The 15,978-nt window shown below is 54.5% G+C and carries 14 protein-coding genes; 9 read left to right on the plus strand and 5 right to left on the minus strand.

The features are described 5' to 3' along the window. Positions 1-25: 25 nt before the first annotated feature. Positions 26-862 (minus strand): carbohydrate ABC transporter permease, encoded by an 837-nt coding sequence (locus tag MKY96_RS00540; RefSeq protein ID WP_340937874.1) that lies wholly within the window; start codon positions 860-862, stop codon positions 26-28. After that, entirely contained in the window at positions 862-1,752 is an 891-nt protein-coding gene (locus tag MKY96_RS00545) for a carbohydrate ABC transporter permease (protein WP_209876702.1), read from the minus strand. The genes MKY96_RS00540 and MKY96_RS00545 overlap by 1 nt, the downstream gene beginning before the upstream one ends. A 155-nt stretch (positions 1,753-1,907) precedes the next feature. On the opposite strand from MKY96_RS00545, the gene MKY96_RS00550 reads away from it, so the two are divergent. The 3 genes from MKY96_RS00550 (at position 1,908) to MKY96_RS00560 (ending at position 6,476) form a co-directional block, all read left to right on the plus strand. Then, positions 1,908-3,734 carry a sensor histidine kinase gene (locus MKY96_RS00550; RefSeq protein ID WP_340937876.1) on the plus strand — a complete coding sequence of 609 codons (1,827 nt, stop codon included), beginning with the start codon at positions 1,908-1,910 and terminating at the stop codon, positions 3,732-3,734. Between the two features lie 49 nt (positions 3,735-3,783). Then, positions 3,784-5,364 carry a response regulator gene (locus MKY96_RS00555; protein ID WP_340937878.1) on the plus strand — a complete coding sequence of 527 codons (1,581 nt, stop codon included), beginning with the start codon at positions 3,784-3,786 and terminating at the stop codon, positions 5,362-5,364. A gap of 107 nt (positions 5,365-5,471) precedes the next feature. After that, entirely contained in the window at positions 5,472-6,476 is a 1,005-nt protein-coding gene (locus MKY96_RS00560) for an HD-GYP domain-containing protein (RefSeq protein WP_340937880.1), read from the plus strand. A 7-nt stretch (positions 6,477-6,483) separates the two neighbouring features. On the opposite strand, the gene MKY96_RS00565 is transcribed toward MKY96_RS00560, so the two are convergent. Beyond that, positions 6,484-7,650, minus strand: coding sequence for an N-acetylmuramoyl-L-alanine amidase (locus tag MKY96_RS00565; RefSeq protein ID WP_340937881.1), 1,167 nt, complete (start codon positions 7,648-7,650; stop codon positions 6,484-6,486). Positions 7,651-7,878: 228 nt separating this feature from the next. Here MKY96_RS00565 and MKY96_RS00570 point away from each other — a divergent pair, with 228 nt between their 5' ends. The 3 genes from MKY96_RS00570 to MKY96_RS00580 all read left to right on the plus strand — a co-directional run bounded on the left by MKY96_RS00570 (position 7,879) and on the right by MKY96_RS00580 (position 9,905). Then, the gene (locus MKY96_RS00570) at positions 7,879-8,880 is read left to right on the plus strand and encodes a TIR domain-containing protein (protein WP_340937883.1); all 1,002 of its coding nucleotides are present in this window, start codon (positions 7,879-7,881) and stop codon (positions 8,878-8,880) included. A gap of 4 nt (positions 8,881-8,884) precedes the next feature. Continuing rightward, entirely contained in the window at positions 8,885-9,112 is a 228-nt protein-coding gene (locus tag MKY96_RS00575; RefSeq protein ID WP_340937885.1) for a hypothetical protein, read from the plus strand. Positions 9,113-9,503: 391 nt separating this feature from the next. After that, the gene (locus MKY96_RS00580) at positions 9,504-9,905 is read left to right on the plus strand and encodes a hypothetical protein (RefSeq protein WP_340937886.1); all 402 of its coding nucleotides are present in this window, start codon (positions 9,504-9,506) and stop codon (positions 9,903-9,905) included. Positions 9,906-10,257: 352 nt separating this feature from the next. Here the strand turns inward: MKY96_RS00580 and MKY96_RS00585 are convergent, their stop codons facing one another. Next, entirely contained in the window at positions 10,258-11,580 is a 1,323-nt protein-coding gene (locus MKY96_RS00585; RefSeq protein WP_076086935.1) for an IS4 family transposase, read from the minus strand. Between the two features lie 211 nt (positions 11,581-11,791). Continuing rightward, complete coding sequence (locus tag MKY96_RS00590) at positions 11,792-12,940, minus strand: LLM class flavin-dependent oxidoreductase (RefSeq protein WP_340937888.1); 1,149 nt, start codon at positions 12,938-12,940, stop codon at positions 11,792-11,794. Positions 12,941-13,333: 393 nt separating this feature from the next. Here MKY96_RS00590 and MKY96_RS00595 point away from each other — a divergent pair, with 393 nt between their 5' ends. From MKY96_RS00595 to MKY96_RS00605, 3 genes are all read left to right on the plus strand, one after another. Then, on the plus strand, positions 13,334-14,110 hold the full coding sequence (locus MKY96_RS00595) for an ABC transporter ATP-binding protein (RefSeq protein ID WP_340937889.1): 777 nt from the start codon (positions 13,334-13,336) through the stop codon (positions 14,108-14,110). A 102-nt stretch (positions 14,111-14,212) separates the two neighbouring features. Further along, the gene (locus MKY96_RS00600; RefSeq protein WP_340937891.1) at positions 14,213-15,034 is read left to right on the plus strand and encodes an ABC transporter permease; all 822 of its coding nucleotides are present in this window, start codon (positions 14,213-14,215) and stop codon (positions 15,032-15,034) included. Positions 15,035-15,048: 14 nt separating this feature from the next. After that, the gene (locus MKY96_RS00605; protein ID WP_340937893.1) at positions 15,049-15,936 is read left to right on the plus strand and encodes an ABC transporter permease; all 888 of its coding nucleotides are present in this window, start codon (positions 15,049-15,051) and stop codon (positions 15,934-15,936) included. The last annotated feature ends 42 nt before the right edge of the window (positions 15,937-15,978 follow it).

The raw sequence follows: 15,978 nt of genomic DNA on the forward strand, positions 1-15,978 counted from the left end.
CTGCATAGGAAAGCCGATCCTAAGATCATCCCTTAATAGAGCCTGCCGTTACGCCTTCCACAATATAACGCTGGAGTGACAGGAAGAACAAGAGAATAGGCGTGATCGCCATGACGAGACCGGCAAGGGCCAGATCCCACTTTTTGGTGTACTGCCCGAAGAACTTGGTCACAGCTACAGGCAGGGTCGTCAGATCCTTATTCCCGCCGATCACCAGGACAGGCAGCAGATAGTCATTCCAGATCCACAGCGTATTCAGGATAATGACGGTAACAATAATCGGCAGCAGCAGCGGGAAGACGATCCGGAAGAACACGCCGTACGGATTCGAACCGTCCACCCGCGCGGCTTCCTCCAGCTCCAGCGGCACCGTCTTGATGAACCCGTGGAACAGGAAGACCGACAGCGGCATCCCGAAGCCGAGATAACAGGCCACAATGCCGTACAGCTCGCCGCGCAGCTCCAGCAGGCTTGTCACCCGGACCAATTGCAGCATGAGCGACTGGAACGGAATGATCATCGCCGAGACCAGCAGCAGGAACACGAAGGCATTGAAGCGCGTCGGCTTGCGCACAATCTGATAAGCGGCCATCGAGCTGAACAGGACGATGAAGATTACACTTAGAATCGTAATTGTCAGAGAGTTGAAGAAGGCCTGCGGGAAGTTAATGGCATCCCAGACCTTGGAATAGTTACTCCAGTGGAACACCTGCGGCCAGGAAGCGGCATCGATCAGGATGTCCTTCAGCCCCTTAACCGAATTGCTCAGGACCAGATAGAACGGTGACAGGAAGACAATAGCCAGCAGAATGGCGGCAATTTCGAGGACGAAGTTGCCCGGGCGGTAGCGGCTGCTGTTCATTAGGCGGACACCTCTTTTCGTTTGGTAAGCCAGACCTGGGTGACGGTGATCAGGGAGACGGCGGCGAAGAAGAGCAGCGCTTTGGCTGTACCGAGGCCATACCGGTTGTTGATCAGTGCCTCCGCATAAATGTTATAGGCCAGCGACTGGGTCGAGGTGCCGGGTCCGCCTTTGGTCAGCGACAGGTTGAGGTCGAACATTTTGAAGGCATTGGAGGTCGTCAGGAACAGGCAGATGGTGATCGCCGGCATAATCAGCGGGATGTAGACGCTCTTGAACAGCTGCGGAGCGCGTGCACCGTCTATGCGGGCCGCTTCAATGAGATCCTTCGGAATCCCGGCCAGCCCGGCAATATAGATGACCATCATATAACCGGCCGTCTGCCAGACGAACACAATGACCAGCCCCCAGAACCCGGTGCTTGGCGTACCCAGCCAGGGCAGCTGGAAGAACGAAATCCCGGTCAGCTCGCCGATCGTAGCGAAGCCCTTGGTGAAGATGAATTGCCAGATGTAGCCGAGCAGAATGCCGCCGATCACATTGGGCATAAAAAAGACCGTACGGAGCAGCTTCTTCGTCTTCAGCGTAGTCATTAGAATGAAGGCCAGCAGCAGTGCAAGCACGTTGGCAGCCACAACCGAGATCACGGTGAAGCGCAGGGTGAACACCAGGGACTCCCAGAACTTATCGTCATTCATGAAAATCCGTTTCCAGTTGGCCGCGCCGGTCCAGACTGCTTTGTCCAGATCCAGCCCGTTCCAGTCCGTGGAGGAATAGTAGAAGCCGAGGAAGAACGGGGTGACCACAATGGTCAGGAAAAAGAGCAGACAGGGGCCGAGAAATACGATTTGCTGTCCCCAGCCGCGCTGCATACGCAGAGTTTTTCTCATATGGACTCTCCTTTGGGTAAGTTTGGGTAAGATAACTACGGGTTCACAGCTTGATTATAGAAAGCCCGGTGCACCGCTAACACTTCATTTCATGCCGGGAAAAGTGGATTATATTGCAGGCCATACGGCTCACACAACTTGTAGGAGGTTCCCCCATGTTCAAAAACAGCATCCGGACACGGCTGATGGCCTTAGTGCTGCTGGCGTCAGTGATCCCGTCAGGCATCTCTGTGACCTTCTCTTATCTCTATACGAGGCAGTCGGTTACGGACCAGTCCGTGAAGCAGAATACGAAGCTGCTGACGCTGGGGGAGGCGAATCTCCGGAGTTATTTCAGCGGCATGAACCAGCAGGCGATGTCGCTCTACAGCGGAATCAATGTGCCCAGCTCCTTCTACACCACCCTGCTTACCGCCAAAAGCGCTGCCCAGGCCCCGCCCGGCACGATTCTGCCGGACACCCGGGCCATCATCTCCACCCAGCTGTACAATCTGTTTCTCTCCGACCGCAATACGTATCAGATTCATCTGTACGTGAGGGCCGCCAGGCAGTCTAACCTCCTGCTTAAGGGATACTTCCGCCGCGAGGATAACGGAGACTACGCCGCGAACGGCCATGCCGCAGGGACGTACCGCCCTTATCTCGAAGTGACGCATATGGATCATCAATACGGGGTGAAGTCCGGCTTCCCGAATCTTAAGCCGGGGAGTGTGCCGGTCTTTACCGCCCATTTTCCGATCTACCGGACCCCCAGTGACAGCGTACTGGCGGATCTGTCGATTGATTACAGGCTGGAGGAGCTGAAGGGCATCGTGGAATCGATGTACAATTCGGACACAGAACGCCTGTATGTGCTGAATGAGCAAGGCGAGGCGCTGTTCGCCTCTGGCCCGGGCTGGATCGGGAAGCCGGTCACAGCGGGCTGGAGCCGTCTGCCCGCAGAGCAGGACAGCGGGCATTTCGCCTGGAAGAAGGACGGCTTCCAGGGGATTGTAATGTACAAGCAGATCAAGGACCCTTTGTTCAGCGGAAGCATTATCAAGCTGGTGCCCTATGAGGATCTCTACACAGATGCAAGGGTAATTACCCGGTTCAATATGGGCATCGGACTGCTGTTCCTGCTGATCGGGGGCATCAGTGCCGTGCTGATCTCCATCGGCTTCACCCGTCCGATCAAGAAGCTGATTCACTTCACCCAGAAGGTGCAGACCGGCCAGCTGGATGCGCATATGGAAGCTGAGCGGGAGGACGAGTTCGGGCTCCTCACCCGCAAGATCACTGGCATGACCCGTACGATCAATGAACTGATCGTTAAGGAATACCGGCTGGAGCTGGCGAACAAGACGAATCAGTTGAAGGCGCTCCAGGCCCAGGTGAACCCGCATTTTCTCTACAATGCGCTGCAATCCATCGCCAGCCTGTCCTTGCGCTATAATGCGCCGAAGGTGTATGATCTCATCTATTCCCTGGGCAGCATGATGCGTTATTCGATGAATACCGAGCGTACCCGGGTACCGCTGCGTGACGAGATTGAGCATGTGCAGAACTATATGATTCTGCAGACGGAGCGGTTCGGCGAAGAGAATCTGCGGCTGGAGGTGGAAGCGGGACCGGAGGCTCTGGAGCTGATCCTGCCGAAGATGATCCTGCAGCCGATTGTGGAGAATATCTTCAAGCATGCCTTCGCTGACGGCATAAGCGGGGGGCTGATCCGGATCGAGTGCAGGCTGGAAGGGGCGGCCAGGCTGGTGCTTGCCGTGAAGGATAACGGCCGGGGCATGAGCCCGGAGCGGCTGGAGGAGATTACGGCCTGCCTCAGAGGCAGCAGCCAGCAAGGCCAGGAGGAGATCGGCCTGTACAATGTGCTGGCCCGTCTGCGGCTCCAGTACGGCAGCGCAGCGGAGATACAGCTTAAGAATAATGAAGACGGCCAGGGGCTTACCGTTACGCTGATTATTCCGCTGGAGGAGATCGGCGGTTAATTCCGGCGGCTTTTGCGAATAGAGACTATTTCTTGAAGGAGCGGCTGAGATGAAGGTGCTGATTGTAGATGATGAGAAGCATGTGCGGGAGGCCATCCGTTACTTTGTTCCGTGGGACAGCTATAATATCTCCGGGATCTATGAGGCGACCAACGGGCAGGAGGCGATACGGATCATGCAGGAGCATCAGCCGGCCGTCGTCTTCACGGATATGCGGATGCCGCTGATGGACGGGGCGGAGCTGCTGGAATGGCTGCACCGTCATTATCCGCATACAAAGACGATTGTCATCAGCGGGTATCAGGATTTCAATTATGTGAAGCCGGCTATCGTATATGGCGGTACGGATTATCTGCTGAAGCCGCTGAACAGCAAGCAGCTGATTGCCTCTGCGGAGCATGCCTTCAAGCTGTGGATGGAGGAGGAGGCGGAACGGAAGCGGCGTCAGCGCCAGAATATGCAGCTGAACGCACTGCGTCCGCTCTTCTGGGATAAGATGCTGTCCGATCTGGTGAGCGGACAGGCCTCCTTCCATGAGCTGAAGCTGGCCCTCTGTGAAGAGCTGGGGATGCCGATTGGGGCGCAGGAGTGCAGGATCGCCGTCATCCCGCTGCAAGGCGCAGATTGCCATCTGCTGCGGAGATTCCATGGAGATGTGGCCTTGACAGCCTTCGTGCTGGCCAATGTCTGCAATGAAGTGATGGCAGAGGGCCAGAGCGGCTACGCCTTCCGCAACTGGCAGGGCGGGGGCGAGCTTGTAGTTCTGCTGTGGAGTGCTGTAGCGCAGGCGGAGGAGATGCTTACCCGCATGAATGAAGCCATCCGCCGGGCGTTCGGCGTTCAGCTGGATATCGGGCTTAGTCCGGTGAACCCGTTGCCGGAGGGGCTGCGGTCTGCTTTTGAACAGGCAGGCCAGGCGCTTGCGGAGCGGAATCTATTGCAGCGGGACGGGCGCATTCATCCCTTCAGGAAGCATGAGGACGGGCGTGGACCTGTGGAAGACTACGGCCTGGAACAACGGCTGGACAAGCTTAGAGTCGCCGTCTTGTCCGGCGATCTGGAGCGGATGGAGCGGGTGGCAGAAGAATGGGCCGGACATCTGGCCGGGCTGCCGCTGCTCACAGAGCGCGTTCTGCTGCATCAGCAGACGGAGCTTCTGGATGTTCTGAAGCGCTGGCGGCCGGAGGCAGAGATTAGCCTGGAGCGCTGTTATGACGCTGAAGGGCTGTTCTCGGTGGAGAACTGGCAGTGCCGGCTGAAATCGCTGCTTCACCACTTGTCCAAGGGCAGTCCGCAGACGCCGGATAGCCGGCTCGTCCAGGAGATCAGGGAGTACCTGGACCGGAACTATGCGCAGGAGATGACGCTGCAGCATATTGCGGAACGCTTTTTTATCAGCAGGGAGAATGTATCGCGCAAGTTCAAGCAGATCACCGGGGAGAATCTGTCGGATTATCTGACCGGCCTCCGGGTGGAGAAGGCGAAGACGCTGCTCCAGAATACGAATCTGCGGCTGTCGCAGATCGCGGAGCTGGTGGGTTATGAGGATGAGAAGTATTTCAGCCGTGTCTTCAAAAAAAACGCCGGAATCACGCCAAGAGAATACCGCAAGCAGGAGGAAGAAGCCTGAGTATGTAAGGTTCACGGACTGCCTGTCAGGATTTCCCGGCCTGCAACCGATAATAGCTATATGGGCAATAAATACATAGCTGCGGTTATTGGGGAGGGCTGGATAGTATGGACAATGATCTGGGAAGAACGATTAAGAATGACCTGATTAATGCCTACGGAGTGACTGTAATTCCGGCGGGAAGCAGACTGAATGCCGAGCATCTGGAGCTTATCCGCAAACAAAAAATCGACAGGTTCGACATTCTTTTTGCAGATGAGGCTGACCAGGCGCCCTCCTATCAGAAGATGGTCAACAGTACAGTGGACCTGTCCAAGGAATTATTCGAATCCTACCGAATCTCCCGCAAAATCCCGCTGGCGGATATCCGCAAGGAGGTGCTTCCGGTCATCCAGGAGATCTCGCGCAACCCGGATATCTTCGCCTTGTTCCATTCGGTGCAGGGCAAGGATGATTATACATATGAGCACAACATCGGCGTTGCAGTGCTCTCTACCCTGATCGGCAGATGGCTGGAGATGAGTGAAGCGGAGCTGTCCGTGCTCTCCATGGCGGCAACTCTGCATGACATCGGCAAGCTGAAGATCCCCTCAGAGCTGCTGAATAAGCCCGGCAAGCTGACGGACGAGGAATTCAGCCAGGTGAAGAAGCACACGGTCTACGGCTACGAGATTCTCAAAGAAACCACCGGAGCCAATTCACGCATTGCCCTGGTGGCGCTTCAGCATCATGAACGAAATGACGGCAGGGGATATCCGCTGGGCCTGAAGGAAGAACAGATCGATCCGTACAGCAAAATTGTGGCCGTGGCGGATATTTTTCATGCGATGTCCAGCAAACGTCCGTATCATGAACCGACGCCGTTTCATATGATTGTCGATCAGATGAGAAGAGGCAGCTTCGGCGCGTTGGACCCGCATATTGTAACCGTTTTTCTGGAAAATATCGTGAAGCGGTCAGTTGGGCGTGAAGTGGTCCTAACCGATGGCCGGGTCGGCGAGATTGTCTACTTGAACCCGCATGATATCGAGACTCCGCTGATCCGCATCGGGGATGAATATATCGACCTCAGCAAAAGAACGGAGCTTAACATCCGGGAGATCAGCCTCTGATTCCTCTCTACTTGTTGAAATAATCAGCCACTCCCTCAGCGACCGCCTGAGCCGCCTTCCGCTGATAAGCCGCCTTGCGCACAATCGCTTCGTCGTACGGGTTCGACAGGAAGCCCAGCTCTACAAGGGTAGCCGGCAGCGGATTCTCCCGCAGAATATGGTAGTCGCCGAAGGAGAGACCGTTGCTGCGCAGGCCGATGCCCTCACCCAGCCGGGTCTCCACTGCCCGGGCCAGCCGCAGATCATTCTGCTGAGAATAGAAGAAGGTCAGCGTGCCGGAGACATTCTTCGGCGATGAATTATAATGAATGCTGACAAAAGCATCCGCACCGAGCTGCCGTCCAAGCTGCACCCGCTGGGAGAGCGCAGGCTTCTGCTCCCCGCGGGTCCGGGTCATCTCTACTCTGGCTCCCTTGGCGGTCAGATAATCCCGCAGATACAGGGAGGTCTGGAGCGTCAGATCCTTCTCCATCGTGTTATAGGTTGTCCCGAGCATGCCCGGATCGGTGCCGCCGTGGCCAGGGTCCACTATGATCAGCTTGCCCCGGATGCTGCCGGATTTCCGTACGACACTCGGAGTCTGGCTATTCGAGCTGACTGTGCTTGCGCTGCGGACGGCTCCGCCCGACAGATACTGGGAGGATACCCAGCCGACGGTTCCTCCGGCTGTGCGGACCCGCGACCATTCTCCCTGGCGGAGCAGAATGGTCACCTTATTGCCGGATTGCAGCGATCCCACGACCTCGTGGCCGGTTCCCGGACCTCCCCGCATGCGCAGGGAAGAAGCTGTAACGACAGCCGTTCCGCTGGAGACCGCTGAGGTCTTCACAGCCGACTTGGCGGATGCATTGGAGGCGGTGGCGCTGGCAGAGGTACTGGAGCTTCCACTGGTGCGCTTCAGATAATAACCGGCTACCCAGCCGGAGACAGAGCCGGAGCGGACCTTGAGCCAGCCATGCTGCTCTTCGGTGACGGTAACGGTGGCACCGCCAGCCAGAGTGCCTGTGACGGCGGCGCCTGCAGCAGGCTCACTGCGTACATTCAGGGAGCTGGCGTACACTTTGGCCGAGTAGGCCGCTGAAGCGTAAGCTGTGGAAGACGGCAGGACAGGTGCCAGTATGGATGAAGTCAGCAGACAGGCTGACAGGACTGCAGTATGTAATTTTAGTCGCATACAAATAAATCCTCATTTCCCGGAGAGATAAACTTCTATTACCCGTTTCATCGGCCGGAGAATACCGAAAATTTAAAATTGAAGATAAATAATTACTCTGAATACCGCTAACAACGCTGCTAGTTACCTTCCATTGCTGCTGCCCAATATCGCTCTAAGCCCTATTCGTTGGCAGGAAATGTCTGTATAATTATTACATATTGGGGAAACAGACAAAGGAGTGCCGCCGTGATCAGACCTAGATTATTCATTGGTTCTTCCAGAGAATCTATCCGCTATGCCAGAGCTATCCACGAACAGCTGAAGCGGACCGCCGAGGTTCATCCGTGGTATGCCGCTGCTTTCCGGCCGAATGAATACACCATGGAAGCGCTGGAGCGGAATCTGGATATCAGCGATTTTGCCGTCTTTGTGTTCTCGCCGGATGATGTAGCCCGGATTAGGGGTAAATATTATTATGTGACCCGGGACAACACCCAGTTCGAAATGGGCCTGTTCTGGGCGCGGCTGCGGCGCGGCCGGGTCTTCTGCCTGCTGCCGGATCAGGTACCCGCCCGCAGTGACCTGATCCCGGGTGAGAATGTGGAAGAGTATCATCTGCTGTCGGATCTGTCGGGACTAACCCCGCTGGAATATGAGTGGCAGCATGACAATGTTACAGCGGCGGTGGATGTGAGCTGCGGCAAGATCATCGACAGTATTCAGGCGCAGGGGATGTACCACGACCCGGCTGTAGAGCTGCTGCAGCTTCGGGCAGAGCTTAGGCGAAAAGAAAGTATCCTTCACTTCTTTTGGCAATATAATAATAATGTAACGCCACCGCAGGCAGCCGAGAAATATCAGGCACTGAGCGAAGCCGTCCGCAATTCATTCCTGCCTCCGGAGGATTGCCGGGTCATCGGAGCCGCCATGTGGCGGGCCGAAGCGGAAGCGGGCCTGAAGCAGGTCGGCGGCAATGTGGGACGCGGGCAGATGTATCCGTTCGCCGCCTTCGAGGACGGGAGCGTGAAGCCGGGGGTGCTGGATGCCTTTCTGACAAAAGAATGGACTTTTTTACAGCGTACGGAAGTTGCGGAGGTATATATCCTATGCTATCCTTTAGGGGAGAACCATGTGCTGTCCGTGCACTTCTCGGGAAGTCAGCGATTATCGGCAGAGGATATTACAGCAGTCGTGGCCTATAACCGGGATTTGTTCCGCACCGTCAATCATTTAGTGGGAGGGGACTAACAGGATGAAGAATATGAAGAATGCCGTTAGTGTATCCAGTACTGTCCGCCGGTCTGCAAGCGGTGACGGCAACAGCGCGGGAGGCAAAGGCCGCTCCAGACGCAAATCCGGCTCTAAGCTTACGCCCTCGGCGCCAAGCGTGTATTTGGCACCATCCGTGGAGGGTGGAAACGACGAGTACAAGAAGCTGGTCAGCGGTAAAGTGGATAATAACAAGCCTTCATTTGCCTGAACATTGGCTAAATCATACTATTGAACAGGTCCCCAGCAATCGCTGGGGGCTTTTTTGTCCTTTGAACGAATGGCGGAACGACGAACGAATGGCGGAAACGACGAACGAATGGCGGAACGACGAACGAATGAAGGAACGAACGGCCGCCGCCCACTTAGGTTATGCGCTCTCCTGATGCGCCTGCTCATCCGTGGCATCCTCCGTCTGCCGGGTCTTGAATTTAAACTAATATAAGGAATTAGGGTGATATGTGAACTCCGCCGGAAGCGGGCTGAGTGCTGCGGGGTGGATTAGAGGGTGAAGGGGATAGGGATAGGGGAAATGAAAGGGAAAAATCCCATTGGTGGTGCTGGAAGCGGGCTGAATGAGCAAATGAAAGGGATAAATCCCTTTGGTGGAGCTGAAAGTGGGCTGGATAGGGGAAATGAGAGGGATAAATCCCTTTGGTAGAGCTGAAAGTGGGGCAGATGAGGAAATGAAAGGGATAAATCCCTTTGGTGGCGCTGAAAGTGGGCGGGATGGGGAAATGAAAGGGACAAATCCCCTTGGTGGCGCTGAAAGTGGGCGGGATGAGGAAATGAGAGGGATAAATCCCCTTGGTGGCGCTGAAAGCGGGCTGGATGAGCAAATGAAAGGGATAAATCCCATTGGTGGTGCTGGAAGCGGGCTGAATGAGCAAATGAAAGGGATAAATCCCTTTGGTGGAGCTGAAAGTGGGCTGGATGGGGAAATGAGAGGGATAAATCCCTTTGGTAGAGCTGAAAGTGGGCGGGGACGGGGGAGGGCAAGTTAGTTGAATGAGAAAATCAGGTGCATAAGTGCACCTGAATCGAGTAGAAGTTGGTTAAATGAGCAAATGAGGAGCAGAAGTGCACCAGATTCCGGCAAAAGGTAGCTAAAGGAGGAGATTAAGGTGCACTAATGCACCCGATTCCGCAGAAAGTGGGCGGTGAGCGGAAATGAGGAGCACTAGTGCCAATGTCATTAAGATAAGTTCAAAGATAAGTTTGGAATTAATAAAGAGAATCCAAAACGGTATGGGGAAACGTCCTATGCCGTTTGTTTTTGGTGTAAGGAAGGAAAAAAGCGCATAGCAAACAAAGCGGATGGAAGATCCACTTAAAAAAATGTTCATGCGAACCGAATTATGCTACTCTGTAGACGAAGCTAATGGCGGATTTGCTACGTATTCTGCGTGTATTCCTTTGCCCAGGACGGGTGAGACGAATCGGCAAAATATTTTTGCGAATCAAAGCTTCCACATCAGGCGGGGGTCCATCGCCCTTGGAGCGCAGGAAATGTCTACAGACGTGAACGGCCACCGTGAAGTTGACTTGGTAGAGGTGCCGTTTATCCTTTTGGGAAATGACTACGTGCGAGGTAATCATTTCAGCGAAATTGTAGAGGATCATTCTTGCGAATATCTCTTGGGTAATGGACTCTTGCTTCTTTGCGTGAAAATGGGTCAGACCGATGGTGTATTTTAAGGCCCGGAAAGAGGTCTCAATCCCCCATCGCAGGTGATACAGTTCCCGGAGTTCATCCGGTGAGAATTCAGCAGCCGGTAGATTGGTAATGACGGTTTCATAATCGCCACTGGGCAGGAGGAAACGAACCACCCGAAAGGAAATCGGGTAAAACAGGTTCTTTTGCATGTCCAGAAAATCAAAGCTAGAGGTGGCCGGAAGAATTTTATAGATTTCGGGGTGATCCCTGAACGCTTTCGTTCGTTTTTTAGTCAGCGTCAGGTGAATCTCCTGATCAAACGCCCCTTCAAAGGTCAAGTGCAAGCCCGAAAGAATGCCATTCGAATGCAAATCCTTGACCCGTATGACGTACTTCCATCCTTTCCGTTCCAGATGCGCGAACGTATTGTAGCTTTCCAATCCTCGATCCGCCAACACAATGACGTTCCCCTGAATAGGGGACCGATCCACCATCGTGGACAGCGCCCTTCCTTCGTTGCGCAGCTTTCGAGGTTGAAGGATGGCGTCCACGTAAAGCCGGTTACAGAGGTCATAAGCAGCGTTCAAGTGCAGAAGGTTAAAGCCTTTCGAGTGGGGCTGACTTTGAGAATAGGTCAACGGGTCCGCAGGATCTGTTGCAATATGCAGATCGGAACCGTCAATGGCCAATAATCGATAGCCTCGATAATCCTTGAATTCCGTATGGGACGCGGTAAAGGTGTGAAACAAAGATTCGACCGCAGACGGCAAAATTTTATTTCTTTGCTGAACAAAAGCAGAAGAAGTTGCGGTGTTAACGTCATAGCCCTGCGATTCCAACAGTTCCTTATAGAGGCTGTTGCCGCCCATAAAGATCAGGGTTTGCATAACCATTTCAAAGGGTAGTTTTTTCGTTCGGGTAAAATCCTTTCCCGGGTTTCTGACGTAAGGCGCGGGGGCAGCCGCCATCTCACGGATGAGAGATGTCAGTCTGTCTTTCAGCGAATTTGCATAAGCATTCATTGGCGTAACCTCCTCGTTTTTTCAAGGGGCTTCGCCACACGTTTTCTACGGATTGTCAAGATTTTTTTGTGCAAAAAAAGAGCAGGCTATCTTTTCGATAACCTGCCTTTTTCTTGTTTTTGGCTCTATATCTTAACTTAATGACATTGGCACTAGTGCACCTGCTCCCGCCAAAAGAAGCCGCCCATTAACCGGGCGGCCTCAGTACAGTTTATTGCGCGGAGGAAATTCCGCGCTGCTTCTTCGCAACCTCGCGGCGCACCACCGGGGCGACCTCGGTGGCGAGCAGCTCGATGGCGGCGGCTACTTTGGCGTAAGGCAGGCCGCCGATGTCGAGCTGGGTCATGAAGCGGTTATGGCCGAACAGCTCATGCTGATAGAGAATCTTCTCGATAATCTGCTGCGGGCTGCCCACGGCCAGGGTGTTGTCCGGCGAGGTGAACCGGCCGAAGTCGCTGCGGGAGATCCGGTACTCCTGACCGGGACGCGGGCTGATGCTATTACGGTAGCTGTAGTAATAAGGGTAATACTCATCGAGTGCCTGCTGTGAGGTCTTGGCGATGTAGCCGTGGCTGGTGATGGCGATCTTCAGGTCCTCCGGCTGGTGGCCGGCGGCAGCCCCGGCGCGGCGGTAGGTGCCGGCCAGATTCTGAAAGGGCTCCGGGCTGCCGCTCAGGATAGCGATAGCCATGCCGATGCCAAGGGACCCGGCCTTCTCGGCACTTTCGGCTGAGCCGCCGATGCCGACCGAGAGCGGCAGCCTCTGCTGCAGCGGGCGTGGAGCGATCTCGGCGTTATGCAGCGGGGAGCGGAATTTGCCCTTCCAGTTCATGACTTCATGCTGGTTCAGTGTGAGCAGCAGGTCGAGATTCTCGCTGAACAGCTGCTTGTAATCTTCCAGCTCGTAGCCGAACAGCGGGAAGGATTCCAGAAAAGCGCCGCGTCCGGCAATGATCTCGGCCCGGCCGCCCGACAAGAGGTCCAGGGTGGCGAAATCCTCGAAGACACGGACCGGATCAATGGTGCTTAGCACGGTCGTAGCGCTGGTGAGCTTGATCCGCTGTGTAACCTGGGCAATAGCTGCCAGGACAACGGGCACCGATGAGATTACGAAATCCAGCCGGTGATGCTCGCCTACGCCGAATACATCCAGCCCGGCTTCATCGGCCAGCTTCGCGGCTGCAATGACTTCCTGCAGGCGTTGGGAGGGGCTGATCCGCTGCCCTGTATGGCAGTCGGTAACAATATCGCCTAATGTATAAATGCCGAATTCAAACTCCGGTAGGCTTGCTTCTTTTTCTTGAGCATCCGCTTGTGTATTTGCTTGCGCATCAGCTTGTGTATTCCCTTGATTGTTCATGGTACAGACCCCTTATAATCCAGAATATTGAGCAGCAGTTACTTGTAAGCTTGTCCGTTAGTGCAAGGATATAGCCTAGTATATCATAATTACTTACTAATTGTAAGTATATGAGTGGAAGTTTGCGATTATCCCATTAATATGGGCTGCTTCCTAGTTGCTGTTTCATAATTTCAAAAGGATGTCAGCATCAAATCAAATTAATCCGCTCGGATATTATGTATTTTTATTGACAGATCACCTAATGGATGATATTTTAAATTTACAAATTCCAATCAATTTACTTTGGATTATATTTTACCGACTGTACATACAGAGGTGCCTGCGTGATTGCTGCGCGAGGTTCCTCTGTTTTTTGTTACTAAGGGAATTCAGCCAGAAGGAGGAGCAGATATGGGAGAGGCTTTGTTGTCTATCACAGCACTGAATAAGCACTTTGAGGCCGCTGGAGGTAAGGTGCAGGCGCTGGAGGATGTTGAGCTGGAGGTGCAGGAGGGCGAGTTCATCACGGTGATTGGACCCAGCGGCTGCGGCAAAAGTACCCTGCTCCGCATCATTGCCGGTCTGGATACCGGCTATACCGGCAGTGTTACTCTGGAGGGAGCAGCGATCAGCGGGCCGGGAATCGATAAGGGGTTTATTTTTCAGGAGCACCGCTTGTTTCCCTGGCTTACGGTAGAGAAGAATATTGCCTCGGATCTGCCGCTGGGCAGGCCGGATATCCGGCAGCGGGTAGATGAACTGATTGAGCTGGTGAAGCTCGGCGGCTTCGAGAAGTCCTATCCCCGTGAGCTGTCGGGCGGGATGGCCCAGCGGGTAGCGATTGCCCGGGCGCTGCTGCGCAGTCCCAAGGTTCTGCTGCTGGATGAGCCCTTTGGTGCGCTGGATGCTTTTACGCGGGCGCATATGCAGTCGGTGCTGCTCGACATTTGGCGGCGGAACCGGACGACGATGATTTTGGTGACACATGATATTGATGAAGCCGTGTTCCTGGGGAACCGGGTGGTGATTCTGGAGCCCCGACCCGGACGAATCCGCAAGATCGTTCCCATAGACCTGCCGTATCCGCGCACCAAAACGACAACCTCCTTTCAGGAGCTGCGGCTGAAGGTTTTGAATTACTTTGAGAAGGTGGAGGAGCTTGAATTGAAGGACGGGGCGGGAATATAAAGTAAATCCAGATGCTAATTGTGGAAAAGTGAGGGTAAGTGCCGACTTATATCCGACTTAATCCATGCGAATATATTAAATAATTCTCAAGGAGGGACAGTCATGGCAGAGCGGACTGTAGTGGCAGGGAATGCCGGAAGAACCGGACGGCCTGATGGACCCGGAAAAGTGGTCATTGCCGGTCTGGGGCTGCTGCTTCCGGCAGGGGTGCTGATCCTGTGGCAGATTCTGGGCCATTACGGAGTGATCTCGGAGATGCTGTTCCCGACACCTTATACGATTGTCCAGTCGTTCATTACGCTGGCGTCTACCGGAGATTTATGGAGCAACCTCAGAATCAGTGTCGTGCGGGCATTATCAGGATTTCTGCTTGGCGGCGGGCTCGGCCTGTTCTTTGGCATACTGGTCGGATTATTCCGCCGGTCGGAGAAGCTGCTGGACCCCTCGCTGCAAATGATCCGGATGATTCCGAGCCTTGCCGTAGTGCCGCTGTTCATTCTCTGGTTCGGCATCGGCGAAGAATCCAAGGTGCTGCTGATTGCCAAAGGGGCGTTTTTCCCGGTCTACATCAATACCTTTATCGGTATACGCGGGACGGATAACAAGCTGTTTGAGGTAGCCAGAGTGCTTGGCTTCAGCAGAGGGAAGCAGATTGTAAGGCTGGTGCTGCCTGCGGCGGTGCCGAATATTATGCTCGGCGTACGCTTGTCGCTGGGACTCTCCTGGCTGGGACTGGTGGTTGCGGAGCTTATTGCTTCTACCTCGGGGATTGGCTACATGATGTCGGATGCCCGCCAGTTTGCCGATACGCCGGTTGTATTTGTCGGAATTATTGTATTTGCCGCTGTCGGACTGCTGAGTGACACGATTGTCCGCCTGATCGAACAGCGTCTGCTTCGGTGGCGGGACAGTTATCAGGGATAGGGGGGAAGAACAGCATGAGTGAAGGGATAGAAGCCATAATTAAGACAGCCAAGGGCGTAAGGGAAGCCCGTGATTATAGCGGAACTGCTTCAATTACTACAGCTAACAACAAGACAGAGACAGATTCTGTATTCTGGAAAAAGCTTCTGTATGACTGGGGAGCCGGGGCAGCCATTCCCGTAGCGGTACTAGCCGTATGGCAGCTTGCCGGGAGCGCAGGCTGGATCTCGCCGGAGTTCCTTCCGGCACCGCTGACGATCCTCTCCGCATTTGCGGATCTGGCCGTTAGGGGAGAGCTCCTCCATCATCTGGGCGTCAGCATCGGACGGGCGGGTACCGGATTCCTGATTGGAGGGATTCTCGGCCTGCTGCTGGGGACATTAACCGGCCTGTTCCGCAGCGCTGCCTATCTGCTGGACCCGAGTGTTCAGATTCTGCGGCTGGTTCCGCATCTGGCGATTGCCCCGCTAATTATTCTGTGGTTTGGCTTCGGGGAGATTTCGAAGGTGGTTATTATCATGAGCGGCTCCTTCTTCCCGCTCTATATTAATACCTTCATGGGCATCCGGGGAGTGGACAACAAGCTGTTCGAAGTGGCCCGGGTGCTCGGCTTCAGTCCGCTGCAGAAGCTGCGGCGGCTGATCCTGCCGGCAGCGCTGCCCGGCATTCTCCTGGGACTGCGCTTGTCGATGGCTGTGGCCTGGATCGGTCTGGTGGTTGCTGAATTGATCGGATCACAGTCCGGGGTTGGATTTCTCATTAATGAAGCGAAGCAGAATTCCAATACGGCAGTTATTTTTGTCGGAATACTTATTTTCGCTGTGGTCGGCAAGCTAATCGATTCTCTATTTCGTGTCATCGAACGCAAATTCCTGCACTGGCGTGACAGCTACCAAGGTTGAAGATGGGCTAATGCAACGCTAACGCTAATGAAACCAAGGGGG

The organism is Paenibacillus sp. FSL R7-0302 (assembly GCF_038006885.1).
Lineage (GTDB): Bacteria > Bacillota > Bacilli > Paenibacillales > Paenibacillaceae > Paenibacillus_AQ.